The sequence below is a fragment of the Bacillus sp. FSL W8-0183 genome (assembly GCF_038006825.1).
Taxonomy (GTDB): domain Bacteria; phylum Bacillota; class Bacilli; order Bacillales; family Bacillaceae; genus Bacillus; species Bacillus altitudinis.
This window is the reverse complement of the sequence record NZ_JBBOVY010000001.1, coordinates 55072-70003: the sequence shown is the minus strand read 5'-3', so window position 1 is coordinate 70003 and position 14932 is coordinate 55072. Positions and strand designations below refer to the sequence as shown.

The 14932-nt window shown below is 40.5% G+C and carries 17 protein-coding genes; 1 reads left to right on the top strand and 16 read right to left on the bottom strand.

What is annotated here, in order from left to right; genetic code table 11:
- Positions 1 to 2: 2 nt before the first annotated feature.
- From glmU to metG, 13 genes are all read right to left on the bottom strand, one after another.
- Positions 3 to 1373 (bottom strand): bifunctional UDP-N-acetylglucosamine diphosphorylase/glucosamine-1-phosphate N-acetyltransferase GlmU, encoded by a 1371-nt coding sequence (gene glmU / locus NSQ64_RS00370; protein WP_045035090.1) that lies wholly within the window; start codon positions 1371 to 1373, stop codon positions 3 to 5.
- 198 nt (positions 1374 to 1571) lie between these two features.
- On the bottom strand, positions 1572 to 1868 hold the full coding sequence (spoVG, locus tag NSQ64_RS00365; protein ID WP_008357439.1) for a septation regulator SpoVG: 297 nt from the start codon (positions 1866 to 1868) through the stop codon (positions 1572 to 1574).
- 224 nt (positions 1869 to 2092) lie between these two features.
- The gene (gene ridA, locus NSQ64_RS00360) at positions 2093 to 2470 is read right to left on the bottom strand and encodes a 2-iminobutanoate/2-iminopropanoate deaminase (protein WP_008341860.1); all 378 of its coding nucleotides are present in this window, start codon (positions 2468 to 2470) and stop codon (positions 2093 to 2095) included.
- A gap of 38 nt (positions 2471 to 2508) precedes the next feature.
- On the bottom strand, positions 2509 to 3342 hold the full coding sequence (gene purR / locus NSQ64_RS00355; protein ID WP_007496210.1) for a pur operon repressor: 834 nt from the start codon (positions 3340 to 3342) through the stop codon (positions 2509 to 2511).
- A gap of 55 nt (positions 3343 to 3397) precedes the next feature.
- The gene (ispE, locus tag NSQ64_RS00350) at positions 3398 to 4267 is read right to left on the bottom strand and encodes a 4-(cytidine 5'-diphospho)-2-C-methyl-D-erythritol kinase (protein ID WP_017359321.1); all 870 of its coding nucleotides are present in this window, start codon (positions 4265 to 4267) and stop codon (positions 3398 to 3400) included.
- A gap of 147 nt (positions 4268 to 4414) precedes the next feature.
- Positions 4415 to 4600 carry a small, acid-soluble spore protein, alpha/beta type gene (locus NSQ64_RS00345; RefSeq protein WP_017366434.1) on the bottom strand — a complete coding sequence of 62 codons (186 nt, stop codon included), beginning with the start codon at positions 4598 to 4600 and terminating at the stop codon, positions 4415 to 4417.
- A 161-nt stretch (positions 4601 to 4761) separates the two neighbouring features.
- Positions 4762 to 5019, bottom strand: a complete 258-nt coding sequence (gene veg / locus NSQ64_RS00340) for a biofilm formation stimulator Veg (protein WP_003217979.1) — start codon at positions 5017 to 5019, stop codon at positions 4762 to 4764.
- 213 nt (positions 5020 to 5232) lie between these two features.
- Positions 5233 to 6117 (bottom strand): sporulation peptidase YabG, encoded by an 885-nt coding sequence (gene yabG, locus NSQ64_RS00335; RefSeq protein ID WP_007496216.1) that lies wholly within the window; start codon positions 6115 to 6117, stop codon positions 5233 to 5235.
- A gap of 134 nt (positions 6118 to 6251) precedes the next feature.
- Positions 6252 to 7130 (bottom strand): 16S rRNA (adenine(1518)-N(6)/adenine(1519)-N(6))-dimethyltransferase RsmA, encoded by an 879-nt coding sequence (gene rsmA, locus NSQ64_RS00330; RefSeq protein ID WP_024719357.1) that lies wholly within the window; start codon positions 7128 to 7130, stop codon positions 6252 to 6254.
- Entirely contained in the window at positions 7123 to 7683 is a 561-nt protein-coding gene (rnmV, locus tag NSQ64_RS00325; protein WP_008341876.1) for a ribonuclease M5, read from the bottom strand. Before rnmV ends, rsmA begins: the two co-directional genes overlap by 8 nt.
- A 160-nt stretch (positions 7684 to 7843) precedes the next feature.
- On the bottom strand, positions 7844 to 9046 hold the full coding sequence (locus tag NSQ64_RS00320) for a G5 and 3D domain-containing protein (protein WP_144668539.1): 1203 nt from the start codon (positions 9044 to 9046) through the stop codon (positions 7844 to 7846).
- Between the two features lie 244 nt (positions 9047 to 9290).
- Positions 9291 to 10058, bottom strand: a complete 768-nt coding sequence (locus NSQ64_RS00315) for a TatD family hydrolase (RefSeq protein WP_017359325.1) — start codon at positions 10056 to 10058, stop codon at positions 9291 to 9293.
- A gap of 81 nt (positions 10059 to 10139) precedes the next feature.
- The gene (metG, locus tag NSQ64_RS00310; RefSeq protein ID WP_341014527.1) at positions 10140 to 12140 is read right to left on the bottom strand and encodes a methionine--tRNA ligase; all 2001 of its coding nucleotides are present in this window, start codon (positions 12138 to 12140) and stop codon (positions 10140 to 10142) included.
- 519 nt (positions 12141 to 12659) lie between these two features.
- On the opposite strand from metG, the gene NSQ64_RS00305 reads away from it, so the two are divergent.
- Positions 12660 to 12950, top strand: a complete 291-nt coding sequence (locus NSQ64_RS00305) for an AbrB/MazE/SpoVT family DNA-binding domain-containing protein (RefSeq protein ID WP_087975202.1) — start codon at positions 12660 to 12662, stop codon at positions 12948 to 12950.
- A 44-nt stretch (positions 12951 to 12994) separates the two neighbouring features.
- On the opposite strand, the gene rsmI is transcribed toward NSQ64_RS00305, so the two are convergent.
- Genes rsmI through NSQ64_RS00290 form a run of 3 tightly spaced genes read right to left on the bottom strand, consistent with a single transcriptional unit; the run spans position 12995 to position 14880 of the window.
- Positions 12995 to 13876: a 16S rRNA (cytidine(1402)-2'-O)-methyltransferase gene (rsmI, locus tag NSQ64_RS00300; protein ID WP_039170319.1), complete on the bottom strand. Its 882-nt coding sequence runs from the start codon at positions 13874 to 13876 to the stop codon at positions 12995 to 12997.
- Entirely contained in the window at positions 13851 to 14150 is a 300-nt protein-coding gene (locus NSQ64_RS00295) for a GIY-YIG nuclease family protein (protein ID WP_019744059.1), read from the bottom strand. The genes rsmI and NSQ64_RS00295 overlap by 26 nt, the downstream gene beginning before the upstream one ends.
- Positions 14137 to 14880 carry a tRNA1(Val) (adenine(37)-N6)-methyltransferase gene (locus tag NSQ64_RS00290; RefSeq protein ID WP_341014524.1) on the bottom strand — a complete coding sequence of 248 codons (744 nt, stop codon included), beginning with the start codon at positions 14878 to 14880 and terminating at the stop codon, positions 14137 to 14139. Before NSQ64_RS00290 ends, NSQ64_RS00295 begins: the two co-directional genes overlap by 14 nt.
- Positions 14881 to 14932 lie beyond the last annotated feature (52 nt).

Here is a 14932-nt window from a genome sequence, read left to right as displayed (position 1 = left end):
GATTATTTTTTATGAATATTTTTCACATAATCTTCTTTATTGACTTGTCTTGCTCTAGCAATAGACAATGCATCCTGCGGTACATCTTCTGTAACCGTTGAACCGGCTGCAACATATGCCCCTTTTCCGACAGTGACTGGTGCAACGAGATTTGAATTACAGCCAATAAATGCGCCATCTTCAATCTTCGTTAAGAATTTGTTCTTCCCATCATAATTAACTGTAATAGATCCACAACCAAGGTTTACATCCGCTCCGACCTCTGCATCTCCAATATAGCTGAGATGAGACGCTTTGCTTCGGTCACCGAAAACTGTTTTCTTGATTTCGACAAAATTTCCGATCTTCACTTCATCGCCAATTTTCGACAACGGGCGAATATGAGCAAACGGTCCAATTGTCACATCTACCCCAACTTCACTATCGCAGACAACAGACTGCTTAATGACTGTCCGATCTCCAATTACGCTATCAACAATTTCAGTGTTCGGACCGATTGTGGCATCTGCACCAATCTTTACATTCCCTTTGATGACCGTCCCAGGATAAATCATTGTATCTTCACCGATGACTGCATCTGGCGAGATATACGTGTTCTCAGGATCAATCAAGGTTACACCATTCTTCATATGCTGATGATTAATACGTCGCTTCATGAATTGCTCTGCTTGTGATAGAGCGATACGATCATTGACTCCAAGTGTTTCTTCAAAATGCGGTGTTTGATACGCTGCAACCGTCTGTCCTTCATTCTTTAGAATTTCAATGACATCCGGCAAATAGTATTCACCTTGTGCATTTTCATTTGACACTTGCTCAATCACACGGAAGAGATCTTCATTTGAAAAGCAATAGGTTCCAGTATTAATTTCATTCACTTGACGTTCAGCATCATTTGCATCTTTATGCTCGACGATTTTTACTACAGCACCTGTTTCATCACGAATAATACGTCCATAACCTGTTGGATCATCCGCGTGTGCTGTCAAAATCGTCACTTTCGCTTGTTGTTTTTGATGCTCGCTTAACATGGCTTCCATTGTTTCCGCTGTCAATAATGGTGTATCTCCACAAATGACAATGGTTGTTCCCTTTTCCTGCGCGAGGAACGATTTAGCTTGTTTGACGGCATGTGCTGTTCCCAGCTGTTCTTCTTGAAGTGCATATTCACTTCTGTCCCCAAGCTGCTTCTTGACGTCCTCTGCTCCATGACCGACAATCGTCACAAGCTTGGCTAAAGATAGCTTTAACGCTTGATCTGCCACATGCTCGACCATTGGCTTTCCGCAAACTGGATGAAGTACTTTGTATAACTTTGACTTCATTCTTGTTCCTTTTCCCGCTGCTAAAATCACTGCGAACCGCTTATCCATTGATTGGCCTCCAATATCCCTATTATCCATAGAAAAATATATCCTAAATAAGGACTGATTTCAAGGATACAAGAGGAAGTGCATTAATTTTCTAATGAACGGGAGACATAAGGAACAAGAGAAAAAACGCAAAAAAGACAGCATTTAAAAGAAAACATTCATTTTCTCTTAAAGCTGTCTTTTTAGGTTCACATATCTTTAAGAAGCTCCAGCTTCTTCATATTCAATTGTCTCTTCCTCTTCGCCTAAGCGATGATACTCATTTAAAACAGCATCTTGGATTTTACCCCGAGTGCTTGAATTAATTGGATGTGCAATGTCGCGAAACTCTCCATCAGGCGTACGTTTGCTAGGCATTGCAACAAACAAGCCATTGTTTCCATCAATCACACGAATATCATGAACAACAAATTCGTGGTCCAGCGTGATGGATGCAATCGCCCTCATGCGACCATCGGTATTCACGCGGCGTAATCTTACGTCAGTAACTTCCACAGTAGTTCACCACCTTTTCCCAATATAAAAGCATTAATTAGGTATTCAACGATTGTGGTGATTCTCCTGCTCTTTTTTTAAACTTTTTTTGAAATATCGGGATATTTATACATTTTTTGTCATTTTAATGACGACGCTTACATCGGTTGCGTGAAAAAAGACATCATGACGATGCCTTTTCATACATATAATGAAACCAAACGGTCTCCAAAGAGATGGCCTGTTTATTTCACTAATGCCACAACTTCAATTTCTACAAGTGCATCTTTTGGAAGTCTGGCTACTTCTACACATGAACGAGCTGGCTTATGTGTATGGAAGTATTCACCGTACACTTCATTCACTTCAGCGAATTGTTCCATATCTTTAATGAAAACCGTTGCTTTCACGACTGTTTCAAAGGAAGCACCCGCTGCTTCAAGGACGGCTTTAAGATTATGAAACACTTGATGTGTTTGTTCTTTAATATCTCCATTCACAAAATCTCCAGCTGGCGTTAACGGAATCTGCCCTGAGCTGTAAAACATGTTATTGACGATAATCCCTTGAGAGTAAGGTCCAATGGCTGCTGGCGCGTTTTTGGTTTGAACAACTTTTGTCATATCAATCTCTCCCATTCAAATACATGTTTGATCAAAGCTTAAGCTTTCGAATGAAAAAACTCGTGGAAATTGCCTTCATTAATCTCAATGATTTTCTGCTTCATATCAATGGTTGAAAGCTTTAAAAGTGATACATATTCATCGACAAGACGTTCATCTACGCCTTCATCTTCTAATAAAACACCGATCCCTGCAACATTTGCATTAAATTCCTCTAGAAGATTCATCATGCCATTAATGGTTCCGCCTGCTTTCATAAAGTCATCAATAATCAACACATTGGATCCTTTATCTAAGCTCCGCTTTGCAAGTGACATGGTTTGAATTCGGTTAGAAGAACCTGATGCATAATTAATACTCACAGTTGATCCTTCAGTTACCTTATTATCTTTTCTAACGATCACAACAGGCACATTTAAATAACCTGCAACAGAATAGGCAATCGGAATACCTTTCGTCGCAACAGTCATGACAACATCAATCGGTCGATCCGAAAAAATGGTCGCAAAAAGCTTACCGATTTTCGCAAGAATCGATGGATTGCCTAAAACATCAGTTAAATATAAATAACCGCCAGGAAGCACACGTTCAGGAGTTGATAATGCCTCTCCGATATCGTTGACGACTTCGTCTGCTTCTTTTAGATGAATCTTTGGAATATATTTCACTCCGCCAGCAGCGCCAGGTACAGTAAGTAAAGTCCCTATTCCCTGCTGTTCGAAGGTCTGTTTGATAATCGTTAAGTCTTCACTAATAGAGGACTTCGCAGATTGATATCGCTCTGCAAAAAAAGTTAAAGGTACTAGTACGTGCGGGTGGGTTAACAAATAATTTGTTAAGTCCACCAATCTGCCGCTTCGACGAAACTTCATGAACTTACCCCCAGAACCCGAATAATTTATGAATAATATAACTTAATATACGGATTTAATCAAGGGTATTTTGTTCGCCGATCATGCGGACAGCGTAAACCTGATCACAAAATCCTCTCAGTCCGTTATATATTCTTTGTACCTTCGATTCATATTGAATCAAGCCAAATACAGTTGGCCCGCTGCCGCTCATTAATACAGCATCTGCTCCGAAACGCTTCATCTGTCTCTTAATCATATCGACTTCTGGATACATCTTTAATGTCACAGATTCCAACACGTTACCGAGTGAGCCGCACATCTCTTTATAATCTTTCGCTTCAATTGCTTCAATCATACGCTGTACATTTGGGTGTTCTACTTTGCTTGCGTCATATTGTCTGTAGACCTCAGCTGTAGATACCCCAATCACCGGCTTCGCTAAAATCACCCAGCAATGCGGCGGTGTCGCAATATGCTTTAGTTTCTCTCCACGTCCTGTCGCTAGCGCTGTCCCTCCGTGTACACAAAAAGAGACATCTGAGCCGATCTCCGCTCCAAGCTCAGCTAGTTCATCTAACGTGAGATTTAACTTCCACAAACGGTTTAAGCCGCGAAGCGCTGCTGCGGCATCACTGCTGCCTCCAGCTAAACCTGCTGCGACGGGAATTGCTTTTGTGATGACAATCGATACGCCTTTTTGAATACCGAATCTTGTTTTTAATAATTTAGCTGCCTGATAAGCCAAATTCCGTTGATCATCTGGCACAAAACGATTATGAGATGATACACGGATTTCGTCTTTGTCCAGCTCCGTCAGCTCTAGTCGATCTGCAAGATCTATTGTTGTCATCACCATCTCCACTTCGTGATATCCATCCGGTCTTTTTCCATGAACATCAAGTGAGAGATTAATTTTTGCCGGTGCTTTTTCTAAAATACGCAAACATTTCACCTACTTCTCCATCTAAACATAAGTATCAATATTGTATCACATTTGATGGATCTGATGAATATTGGCTTTTGCCCCCAGCACACTCACTTTTTCAAGCAAAAAAGACCAGAGACACCCGAGGTATCCCTGATCATTTCTTTATCGTTGATTCTCTTCTTGAGCCATGTGCTGTTGAGCTAATTCAATGGCACGTTTGACCATATTTCCTGCGTCACGCGCACGAATCTCTCCCCAGCCTCCATTTTTGACGGTATCATAAAATCCAAGATCCTTCGCCAGCTCGTATTTGAACTCATCTGACATAATGCCTCGGCGTCTACCCAAACGAAACAGCCCCTTTGGTCGAGAATTCGAATCATCGCCACTCATTTGTGGCTTTCTTATTTTGCATCGATTCCTGCCTTTTACCCCTTTCAAATAATGGACAGCCTCCCATACAGAAAAAAGGCAAAACAAAAAGCAGTAAACAAAAAGTTCACTGCCCATTAATAGGCGACTGAGCTAGCGGTATCATCGAACGTTAATTCGACCGTCTCAGTCAGTATATCTGCATAACTGTAAGAAACTCTTTCAAACGAATTCTCATCTTGATCTAATTGAATCACAAAAACAGAAGGGTACGTTTCAGCTAAAATGCCCGAACGCTCAATTGTTTTTCGGCGGCCTCCGTTAGCCTTTAACGTCAAACGTTTACCTAAGTTACCATCAAGCGATCTTTTGATGTCGGACAAAGTCTTCGCCATTGCATCCACCTCACTGAGATAATTATACAACAACGGCCCATTTTTGTCAAATAAAAATTAAATTATATCAACCAACACGAGCCATTGTCAACAAAATATTTTTGACAAACTTCTACCTTTTCTCCTCCCTATTTTTCTCAAATTCCGGTGAATTATGTATTCATATGAAATTTCTTTTTGAGCATAAAAAAAACCAGACTGAAATCAGTCGGGTTATGTCGATTCATGGTCTCTTTTATATGGCATACCTACCCTTAAAACACCCCTTGTTTCAATCCCTCCGAGACCTTTTTCTCTCGTCAGCGTATTTCGGAGCACATCCCACACGTTGATTCGATCTACAAATGGAGTGAAGCTGATCTTGGCAACAATATAGACGGGGTCAAGTGCATGAATGTTGACACGTGAGGGTGAGCTTGCAAAATTAGCACCTGCTTGAATTAATGATTCAAAATGAGATTGGCAGGCACCTGCAAAGATCACGAGCTGATCTAAATGCGGAACCTTCCTTCTTGCCTTTTGAACCGTTTCAACGAAATGACGAGAATGACGATATGCACCGATATCGTGTACACCGCCCTTTTGTTTAGAATACGCATCATGTCCTGTGATGACCAAAATATCAGGCCGGTATTGATCAATTAATGAATCAATCATGCTTGGCATTTTCTTCTCGTGGCAATGCACACCATACACAGGTACACCGATTCTTTCATATACATCTAAGCATTTCTTTAAGTATGAAGCATCTCCATCTAAATGCAGAACCTTTCCGGGCATATGAAAATACTGCTCCTGATGCTGATATTGTCCAGACGTATAATACTCTTGTTTTTCACGAAGCAGCTGATAATCTTGCCTGAGTAAGTCGAGCGATTCGTTAATTTTCCGTTCATCGTCCTTCTCTCTTGTCAGCTGCTCCTCTTTTTGAATCAAGACCAAATCTGACATCTTCGCATCGGCGATCAGCCTCACTTCATTCCCATGCAAAATGGCGGTGGCTTCGTGCTGGTCTGTCTCATCAATTCGAATGATACGAAACATAATATCCATCTGATAGGATGCCCTCGTCACCATATCTCCTATTTGAAATTGCATGCTTTTCACTCCACAATCAGGCTCTTATCCTGTTGGTATCGTCTTACGCTACACTTGTTCTTCTTTCAGGTGTGTTGTTCTTTCTAGCCTATGCCTGAACAGGTGAAGTGGTGAAAACCAAAAGAAAAAAGCCCTTATGAAAGGGCTTTGTGTAAAACATTGGACAAACGGGCAAATTCATCGATTGACAATGATTCACCGCGGCGTTTCCCATCAACCTCAGCTGTTACAAGGGCTTCTTCAATGATGGCTTTATGTTTCTTACCATCTGGCAGATTGTTCATCAAGTTATTCATCAATGTCTTCCGGCGCTGGCCAAAACTCGCACGAATCAGTTGAAAGAAAAACGTATCATTGTCTACTGAGACCGCAGGTGTTTCACGAACAGTTAGTTTGATCACCGCTGAATCCACATTTGGTTGTGGGACGAAAACCGTTTTCGGCACAACCATGACCGTCTTCGCTTCTGTATAAAATTGCACTGCAATCGACAAAGAGTTGTATTCTTTTGATGAAGGAGCAGCGGCCATGCGATCTGCTACTTCTTTTTGCAGCATGACAACGATTCCTTTCAATGGAAGGTTTTCTTCAAGCAATTTCATAATAATTGGTGTCGTCACATAATAAGGAAGGTTTGCTACGACCATTACTTCTTTACAGTCAGCAAATTGTTCTTCAATCACCTTTCTTACATCTGCTTTTAATACGTCTTGATGAATAATGGTCACATTATCATATGGAGAAAGCGTATCGTTTAAAATCGGCAATAGGCGCTGGTCGATTTCAAAAGCCGTGACTTTCTTTGCCCGTTTGGCGAGCTGTTCAGTCAACGCACCGATACCAGGGCCAATTTCAATCACACCGGTCTCATCCGTTATCTCTGCATGATCGACAATGCGATCTAAAATATTCGTATCAATTAAAAAGTTTTGCCCTAAGCTCTTTTTAAAAGAGAAACCGTACTTCTTCAGTATTTCCTTCGTTCTGATGGGCGTCGCAATATCTTTATTCATCGGCTTCCTCCTGCATGACGGTCTTTAAGGCCGCAATAAAATCCTCTTTCGTTATTTGGAACATGTGAAGACGCTTTTGCAGCTGCTTCGCATTTGTATATCCTATATTTAAAAGCACACCTAATCGTTCGCGGCGGCGTTTTGATGCTTCGCCTCCGATAAGGCCTGCGTCAAATAAATCGTCTAACGTAATCTCGCTTTCTGATTCTTCCATTTCCTCATGGACATGTGCAAGGCATTCTCGAATACTATCCAAGGAAGCATGCTCGACACCAATTCCTTTGTCCCGCTTCGCTTTCGCAAGGTGTTTTGGTAAAAAGGCGTGCTTACAGCCAGGGACAGCCTCTGCGATGGTTTTACGGATCTTTTCCCCAGGGAAATCAGGATCAGTTAAAATGATAACCCCCCTCGTCTCCTGAGCAAGACGCACTTGTTGAATGACTGTATCGCCAATGGCAGATCCATTCGTTTCAATCGTATCTGCATCAACTGCCATTTTTACTCTAGCAGTGTCGTCACGCCCCTCCACCACAATGATTTCTTTGATTTTCATGTATTCCTCCGCTTGCAAAAACAATCTACATTTTTTTGTCAAAAAATGAAACCTTCCATGCTGTTTTTGCGTCTAATTAATTAGAAAACAGTGCTTCTATTATAACCAAAAAAACAGAGGGTGCGCAAAGCCCTCTGTTCATATAAATGATTTGATGTGTTTATTTGAGCACTCTAATTTTCACTCGTTTATTTCCCCATTGATAAGCTGCCGACTTACTTGGGACGAACACATCAATTTTATTCCCTTTTATAGCAGATCCAGTGTCTGATGCAACGGCATACCCATAGCCTTCCACATACACTTTAGAGCCCAGCGGAATGACACTCGGATCTACTGCTATGACCTTTGCACCCGGATTTGCTTTTAAATTAAAGCCTGTAGACGTTCTACCCGTACATCCAGCACAGCCCGCTGTATAGGCTGTGGACGTCACATAGAACTCTTTTCCTGACGATTCATTACTTCTTGAAACCGCAGGGGACGCTTTAGGTTCTTTCTTGGACACTTGTGTACCAACGGCCACTAAACGATCCTTACTGTCTTTTGCAGTAACCTCTTTAATTAATTCTTTAGATACCACTTTGCCGTTTTCTTTCACAATGGCATAGTGCTTCTTTAATTTACCTTCTTCACCTTTTTCAAGCACCTTCTCTTTTCCTTTTTCAAGAGATCGATCCTTTTTATGTTTGGTATCAAAAGCAATTTTCTCTTCCACTACATCGGTGACTTTTTCCACCCGAGTGATCTTCACATCTGCGCTTTTTTTAGAAAGGTGACTATGTAACGCAGGTTTGATCTTATCGTGCTTCTTGAGCTTCAGCTCTTGTTGCTTTAAAAAGTCAGCGACCGTAGTCGAAGTGGTCCACACTTTCTTATCCTTTCCTCCATCGTTTAAGCTGACCTGGAAGGCCTGCTGAACCACAAGATCCATATTCTTTTTAATCTTGTCATTCTTTCCTGGAGTTACTTGATCGTGCTTCCCAATATCTATCTTCTCATTCTTCAATAATGCTCCAACCGTCTGATCTGTTGTCCATATCGTTTTCTCTTTCCCATCTAGGGTGAGATGAACCGGTATAGCCGCATCATACACAATGTTCATGTTGTCTTGAATCTTTGTATTTAGACTTGGAGAGATTTGATCCTCCGCCCTGGTCCTTATTCCAAGGTCTGAAAGCAGCTGTGCTACTGTCTCTTCATGTGTACGAATTGTCTTCTCTTTGCCATTGATTGAAATGGTAATAGACTGCTTAGTGAGCTCATGCGCACCGTAAGCCGTCCCAGTTCCAGCTAAAAGCAAGCAAGCGACTAGAAATAAAACCTTGCCTTTTCCTAGCTTGACAGAAAACAGATTTTTCATTTTTTGTACGATGAAAAACGCCTCCTTCTCCTCGGAGAGATTATATAGAGTATCTCAAAACCTGTCAACCCTTCCACCCACTGTACAAAAATGCTCGATTGTAAACCTATTATGGGAGATTTTTGGAAGGAAGGGAAGAAAGACTTATCGACAACTTATCCTATGAGGAGGCGCAAACGTGTAGAACTTTTTCGTTATGTTTCACAATTGGACAAGCTTAAACAAGGATTGACATCATATACTGTCAGTTTATACGGAAAACTTTTTTCGCATTTTCTGTTGTCAATGCAGCAAGCTCTTCAAAGCTTATTTCTCGCAATTCAGCAATTTGTTCTGCGATATATTTCACATAGCTCGGCTCATTTCGTTTCCCTCTAAATGGCGCTGGAGTTAAATACGGGCAGTCTGTCTCAATTAGAAGACGATCACTTGGAATATCCTTTACAACTTCTTTCGGTTTTTTCGCATTTTTAAATGTCACAGGTCCACCGAATGAGATATAAAAGTTCATTTCCATACATGCTTTTGCAATTTCGAGGCTGCCAGTAAAGCAGTGCATAATTCCTCCGACTTCTGCCGCTCCTTCTTCTTTTAAGATCGTCACTACATCTTCCGTAGCGTCACGGTTATGAATGATAATTGGCAGATTCACTTCTTTTGCAAGAGCAATTTGACGTCTAAAGACTTCTTTTTGCACATCTTTTGGCGACTTGTCCCAATAGTAATCTAGACCCATTTCTCCAATGGCAACAACCTTTTCATGCTGAGATAATTCTTTGATCCAAGCCAAATCTTCATCTGTCATATCAATGGCATCAACAGGATGCCAGCCGATGGCTGCATACATAAAATCATATGCTTCAATTAGCTCCATCGCTCTCGTAATGGTTGGACGATCAAACCCGACCACCACAATCTTCTCTACCTTTTCACTTTTGGCTCTTTCAATCACCTGCTCTAAGTCTTCATTATATTGTTCAGCATTTAAGTGGGCATGTGTGTCAAATAACATGGTTGATTGCTCCTTTCGACAATTCTTCTGAAAAACAAAAGGTGTTCGACGAAATGTTACACGTGGAACACCTTTGTTAAATTATAAAATTTTCGTTCCATTTGCTAAAGATTGATCTACTTCAAGAACCTGCAATTTACCACCAGTTTCTCCAGTTAAAATCATTCCCTGGGAAATTTCCCCTCTTAGTTTAACTGGTGTGAGATTCGCTACGCACACGAGCTTCTTCCCTACCAATTCTTCTGGTTGATAATGCTTGGCAATCCCTGAGACAATTTGTCTCTTTTCAAATCCAAAATCAAGCTGAAGCTTTAAGAGACGGTCAGCTTTTTTCACTGGTGCTGCTTCCAATACTTGTGCTACACGAAGGTCAACTTTCGAAAAATCATCGAAGGCAATTTCGGCACCCAGTTCAGGTAATTCAGTTTCTTCTATTTCAACTGACTCTTCTTCTACCTTAGGCGCACTTCCTTGCATCTTCTCTTTAATGTATGCCACTTCTTCTTCAACCTCTAAACGAGGGAACAATGGCTCACCTTTTTGTACCGTCGCTTTTTGAATCGCACCGAAAGAAAGAATGCTTTCCCAGCTTTTGAGTTTCTCTTCTTCAATTCCAAGCTGGAAGAAGATTTTCTCAGGTGTTTTTGTTAAGAATGGTGTTAACAATACAGCTGTGATTCGAAGTGATTCTGCTAAATGGTACATCACAGAATGCAGTTCTTTTCGTTTTGTTTCATCCTTCGCTAATACCCAAGGAGCTGTTTGATCAATATATTTATTCGTTCTGCTGATTAATGTCCAAACATTTGAAAGAGCCACCGAGAATTCGAGGTTCTCCATCGCTTCTTCATAAGCTTTCACCGTTTGTTCAGCTACAGCTTTTAGTTCCTCATCAAACTCATTGACTGGACCCTTATAGCTGCTTAATGTACCGTCGAAGTATTTTTGCACCATCGCCACTGTACGGTTAAGTAAGTTCCCTAAATCATTGGCAAGGTCATAGTTTACACGTTCCACGAATCCTTCTGGTGTAAACACACCGTCTGCACCAAATGGTACTTCGCGTAGCAGGTAATAACGAAGAGCATCAAGACCATAGCGATCAATTAACGTAACAGGATCTACTACGTTCCCTTTTGATTTAGACATTTTGCCATCTTTCATGAGCAGCCAGCCATGTGCAAAAATTTGTTTTGGCAACGGCAGATCAAGTGCCATCAGCATAATTGGCCAGTAAATTGTATGGAATCGTACAATTTCTTTCCCAACTAGGTGTACGTTGGCAGGCCAATATTTTTTATATTTTTCATCTTGATCGGTTCCGTAGCCAATCGCTGTTAAGTAGTTGAATAACGCATCAATCCATACATAGATGACGTGCTTCGGATTATTAGGTACTTTAATGCCCCAATCAAAGGTTGTTCTTGATACAGCTAAATCCTCTAACCCCGGTTTAATGAAGTTATTAATCATCTCATTCTTTCTTGATTCAGGCTGAATGAACGATGGGTTCTTTTCGTAATAGTCTAGTAAGCGATCTGCATACTTACTCATACGGAAGAAATATGATTCCTCTTTAATCAATTCAACAGGGTGTCCACTGTCCGGGCTTTTCCCTCCAATGACTTCCCCTTTCTCATTTCGCTCAACATCAACAAGCTGTGTTTCCGTATAGAATGTTTCATCAGGAATACTGTACCAGCCCTCATATTGATCTAAATAAATATCTCCTTGATCAAGCAACTTTTGGAAGACTTGCTCAATGATTTTCGTATGTCTTTTTTCCGTTGTACGAATGAAATCATCGTTTGAAATGTCGAGTTTCTTCCATAATGTTTTAATGTCAGCAACGACCGGATCTAAATACTCAATCGGTGTAATATTTTGTTCTTCAGCTTTTTGCTGAATTTTTTGTCCGTGCTCATCTGTACCCGTTAAATACATCACATCATAGCCTTGCAGACGTTTATATCGAGCCATGGCATCCCCTGCCACTGTCGTATAAGCATGTCCAATATGTAATTTTCCGCTCGGATAGTAAATTGGTGTAGTCAGATAAAACGTTTTTTTCTTTTCCGGCATGTCGGAACCTCCTGCTTGTGTGTAAATGTCAAAAACTCCCGCCCAATGGACGAGAGCGGTCATCATACTTCATTAAAATGTGTCAGATCATTTCATTATGTTTTGCACTTGTGCTTTCTCTATGATACCATCTTAGCCTTTAAGATCAAGCATATATACATAGAACAGATTGAAATGAACGAAAAAGATGAGTTTTTCGAAAAAAACGACAAACCGCTCGACATTTTGTCGAATATTGTCGTATGAAATCTATTTCCAGATTTACAATTGGCTAAATTAGGGCAAAAGTCTTGTTAATCTGTTATCGTCATTTTTCATATTTTTATAGATAAATTCTGAAAAATCCTTATACACCGGTAGTTTCAAGGTCCTTTGACTTTAAGAGTCATATTTTACAAACAATAGTAAACAAAATGATTGACGATTTATGGAAACCTTGTTATGCTAGGAATGTAAGGAATTTGTCGAATAATGACGAAGATAATATTATATTAAGAATAAGAACTTTTTGGGAGGAGAATGAAGATGAAATCTACAGGTATTGTACGTAAAGTTGACGAATTAGGACGCGTGGTGATTCCAATCGAGCTTCGCCGTACGTTAGGAATCGCAGAAAAAGACGCTTTGGAAATTTATGTTGATGATGAAAAAATTATCCTAAAAAAATATAAACCAAACATGACTTGCCAAGTAACAGGTGAAGTATCAGACGATAACCTTAAACTTGCTAATGGTAAATTAGTTCTTAGCCGTGAAGGTGCAGAGCAAATCATTAACGAAATCCAAAACCAACTTCAATCACAAAAATAAGTTTTATATAAAAAGGTTCTTGCACCGTTTGCAAGAACCTTTCTTTATTGTTCAATATGATACGCATCATAGATCGTCCGCTTTGGCACACCACGTTCAACCGCAGTACGTTTAATAGCCTCTTTTGACGTTAACCCTTCCTCTATGTAATGGATCACGTGCTCTTTTTCAGATAAAGAATTCCACCAAGCTTCTTCATTCAGTTCTTCTTCATCCTGATCATTTCCTTGTACGACGAGACAGAACTCACCACGGATTTGTTGTTCTGTCACCCAAGTCAGCGCATATTCTAAATCTCCACGAATAAACTCTTCAAATTTCTTTGTCAGTTCTCTCGTAATGGCAATATTCCGGTTCCCCCACACTTCTTTCATCACAGTCAGAGTTTCTTTTAACCGATGGGGCGCTTCATAGAAAACAATTGTTTCTTGGCGTTTCTTCAATGCTTCCAGCTGTTTTTTCTTTTCCTTTTTTTGACGATCAAGAAAACCGTAAAAGAAAAATGGCTGAGGTGCGATTCCTGACGCAATGAGCGCCGTAAGTGCTGCATTTGCACCAGGTAACGGAATGACATAGCCTCCGATGTTCGTAAAGTCGCGAACCACTTCGGCTCCTGGATCAGAGATCGTCGGTAAACCGGCATCGCTCACGAGTGCAATGTTCTTTCCTTCTTTTAACCATTCGATTAACTTATGACCACTGCTATCTTTGTTATGTTCATGATAACTCGTTAATGGGGTATCAATTTCATAGACATGACAAAGCTTTTTCGTTTGTCTCGTATCTTCTGCGGCAATATAGTCTACATCTTTTAACGTTTGTATCGCTCGAAACGTCATATCTTCTAAGTTTCCAATCGGGGTTGGTACGAGATAAAGAATCCCCATTTCTGATTGACCATCAAAGCTTTTCTGTGTCTTTTTCATGTGCCGCCTCCTTTTTGATTCGCTTTTCTTCTATATACATGTCCTTTTTTCGACGTGTCCACGTTTTGAAACGATATTCCTGTTGCATGGCTTCTCTTTTGGTTAAAAAGCATTCGTGGTAATAGAGTTCCACCGGCCGTCTAGCTCTCGTATACTTTGCACCCTTCCCACTATTATGGGCAGTCAGCCTTTTCTGTAAGTCATTTGTATACCCAGCGTACAAACTGCCATCTGCACATTTCAATACATAGAAATAATGACTATGCTTCTCCATACAGTATCGTCCTGATTTCTTTTGTATACTCTTGGTCTTCTCCATAAACAAAAAGCGGCGGGAGGATTTTCAAATCCAGTTTTCCATCTTTCATCCCTTCCACTAAAATGGTATTCGCTTCTTTTCCCTGTTTCGGATATACAAATTGAATTCGTTTTGGCTCAATTCGATATTTCTTCATCATTTCAACAATCTCAAGCAGCCGTCCAGGGCGATGAACCATTGCCAGTTTGCCTCCTTGCTTTAGCAAAGTGGAAGAAACACGAATGACATCTTCTAATGTACAATGAATCTCATGACGTGCAATCGCCAAATACTCATTTTCATTGATTTCATCTTTAGAAGGAGTCTTAAAATATGGCGGATTACAAGTAATCACGTCTACTTTGTGGTTTCCGTACCGTTTAGGCATATCATTTAAATCACCATGGATCAACTCAATCTGCTGCTCCAGTTGATTATGCGCCACACTTCTCTTTGCCATATCAAACAGACGTTCTTGAATTTCAACCCCTGTAATAGAGGCTTTAGATCTCGTCGAAAGCAGCAATGGAACGATGCCATTTCCCGTACAAAGATCAATAATCTCCCCTTTTTGAATCGGCACATACGCAAATTTTGCTAATAACACTGCATCCAATGAAAAGGCGAACACCGTTTTACTTTGAATAATTTTCATATCTTCTGCAAGCAAGTAGTCTAAACGTTCATCTTCTCTTAACGAAACCATGATGTATCCTTTCTTTTCCTGTGAAAAAGGCTCCCGATTCAGCGGAAGCCTT

What these genes read in the sequence shown, in the direction of transcription:
- glmU (WP_045035090.1), bottom strand. Translation starts at nt 1,373, where the DNA reads ATGGATAAGCGGTTCGCAGTGATTTTAGCAGCGGGAAAAGGAACAAGA.
- ridA (WP_008341860.1), bottom strand. Translation starts at nt 2,470, where the DNA reads ATGACAAAAGTTGTTCAAACCAAAAACGCGCCAGCAGCCATTGGACCT.
- purR (WP_007496210.1), bottom strand. Translation starts at nt 3,342, where the DNA reads ATGAAGTTTCGTCGAAGCGGCAGATTGGTGGACTTAACAAATTATTTG.
- veg (WP_003217979.1), bottom strand. Translation starts at nt 5,019, where the DNA reads ATGGCGAAGACTTTGTCCGACATCAAAAGATCGCTTGATGGTAACTTA.
- yabG (WP_007496216.1), bottom strand. Translation starts at nt 6,117, where the DNA reads ATGCAATTTCAAATAGGAGATATGGTGACGAGGGCATCCTATCAGATG.
- rsmA (WP_024719357.1), bottom strand. Translation starts at nt 7,130, where the DNA reads ATGAATAAAGATATTGCGACGCCCATCAGAACGAAGGAAATACTGAAG.
- rnmV (WP_008341876.1), bottom strand. Translation starts at nt 7,683, where the DNA reads ATGAAAATCAAAGAAATCATTGTGGTGGAGGGGCGTGACGACACTGCT.
- NSQ64_RS00320 (WP_144668539.1), bottom strand. Translation starts at nt 9,046, where the DNA reads ATGAAAAATCTGTTTTCTGTCAAGCTAGGAAAAGGCAAGGTTTTATTT.
- NSQ64_RS00315 (WP_017359325.1), bottom strand. Translation starts at nt 10,058, where the DNA reads ATGTTATTTGACACACATGCCCACTTAAATGCTGAACAATATAATGAA.
- metG (WP_341014527.1), bottom strand. Translation starts at nt 12,140, where the DNA reads ATGCCGGAAAAGAAAAAAACGTTTTATCTGACTACACCAATTTACTAT.
- NSQ64_RS00305 (WP_087975202.1), top strand. Translation starts at nt 12,660, where the DNA reads ATGAAGATGAAATCTACAGGTATTGTACGTAAAGTTGACGAATTAGGA.
- rsmI (WP_039170319.1), bottom strand. Translation starts at nt 13,876, where the DNA reads ATGAAAAAGACACAGAAAAGCTTTGATGGTCAATCAGAAATGGGGATT.
- NSQ64_RS00295 (WP_019744059.1), bottom strand. Translation starts at nt 14,150, where the DNA reads ATGGAGAAGCATAGTCATTATTTCTATGTATTGAAATGTGCAGATGGC.
- NSQ64_RS00290 (WP_341014524.1), bottom strand. Translation starts at nt 14,880, where the DNA reads ATGGTTTCGTTAAGAGAAGATGAACGTTTAGACTACTTGCTTGCAGAA.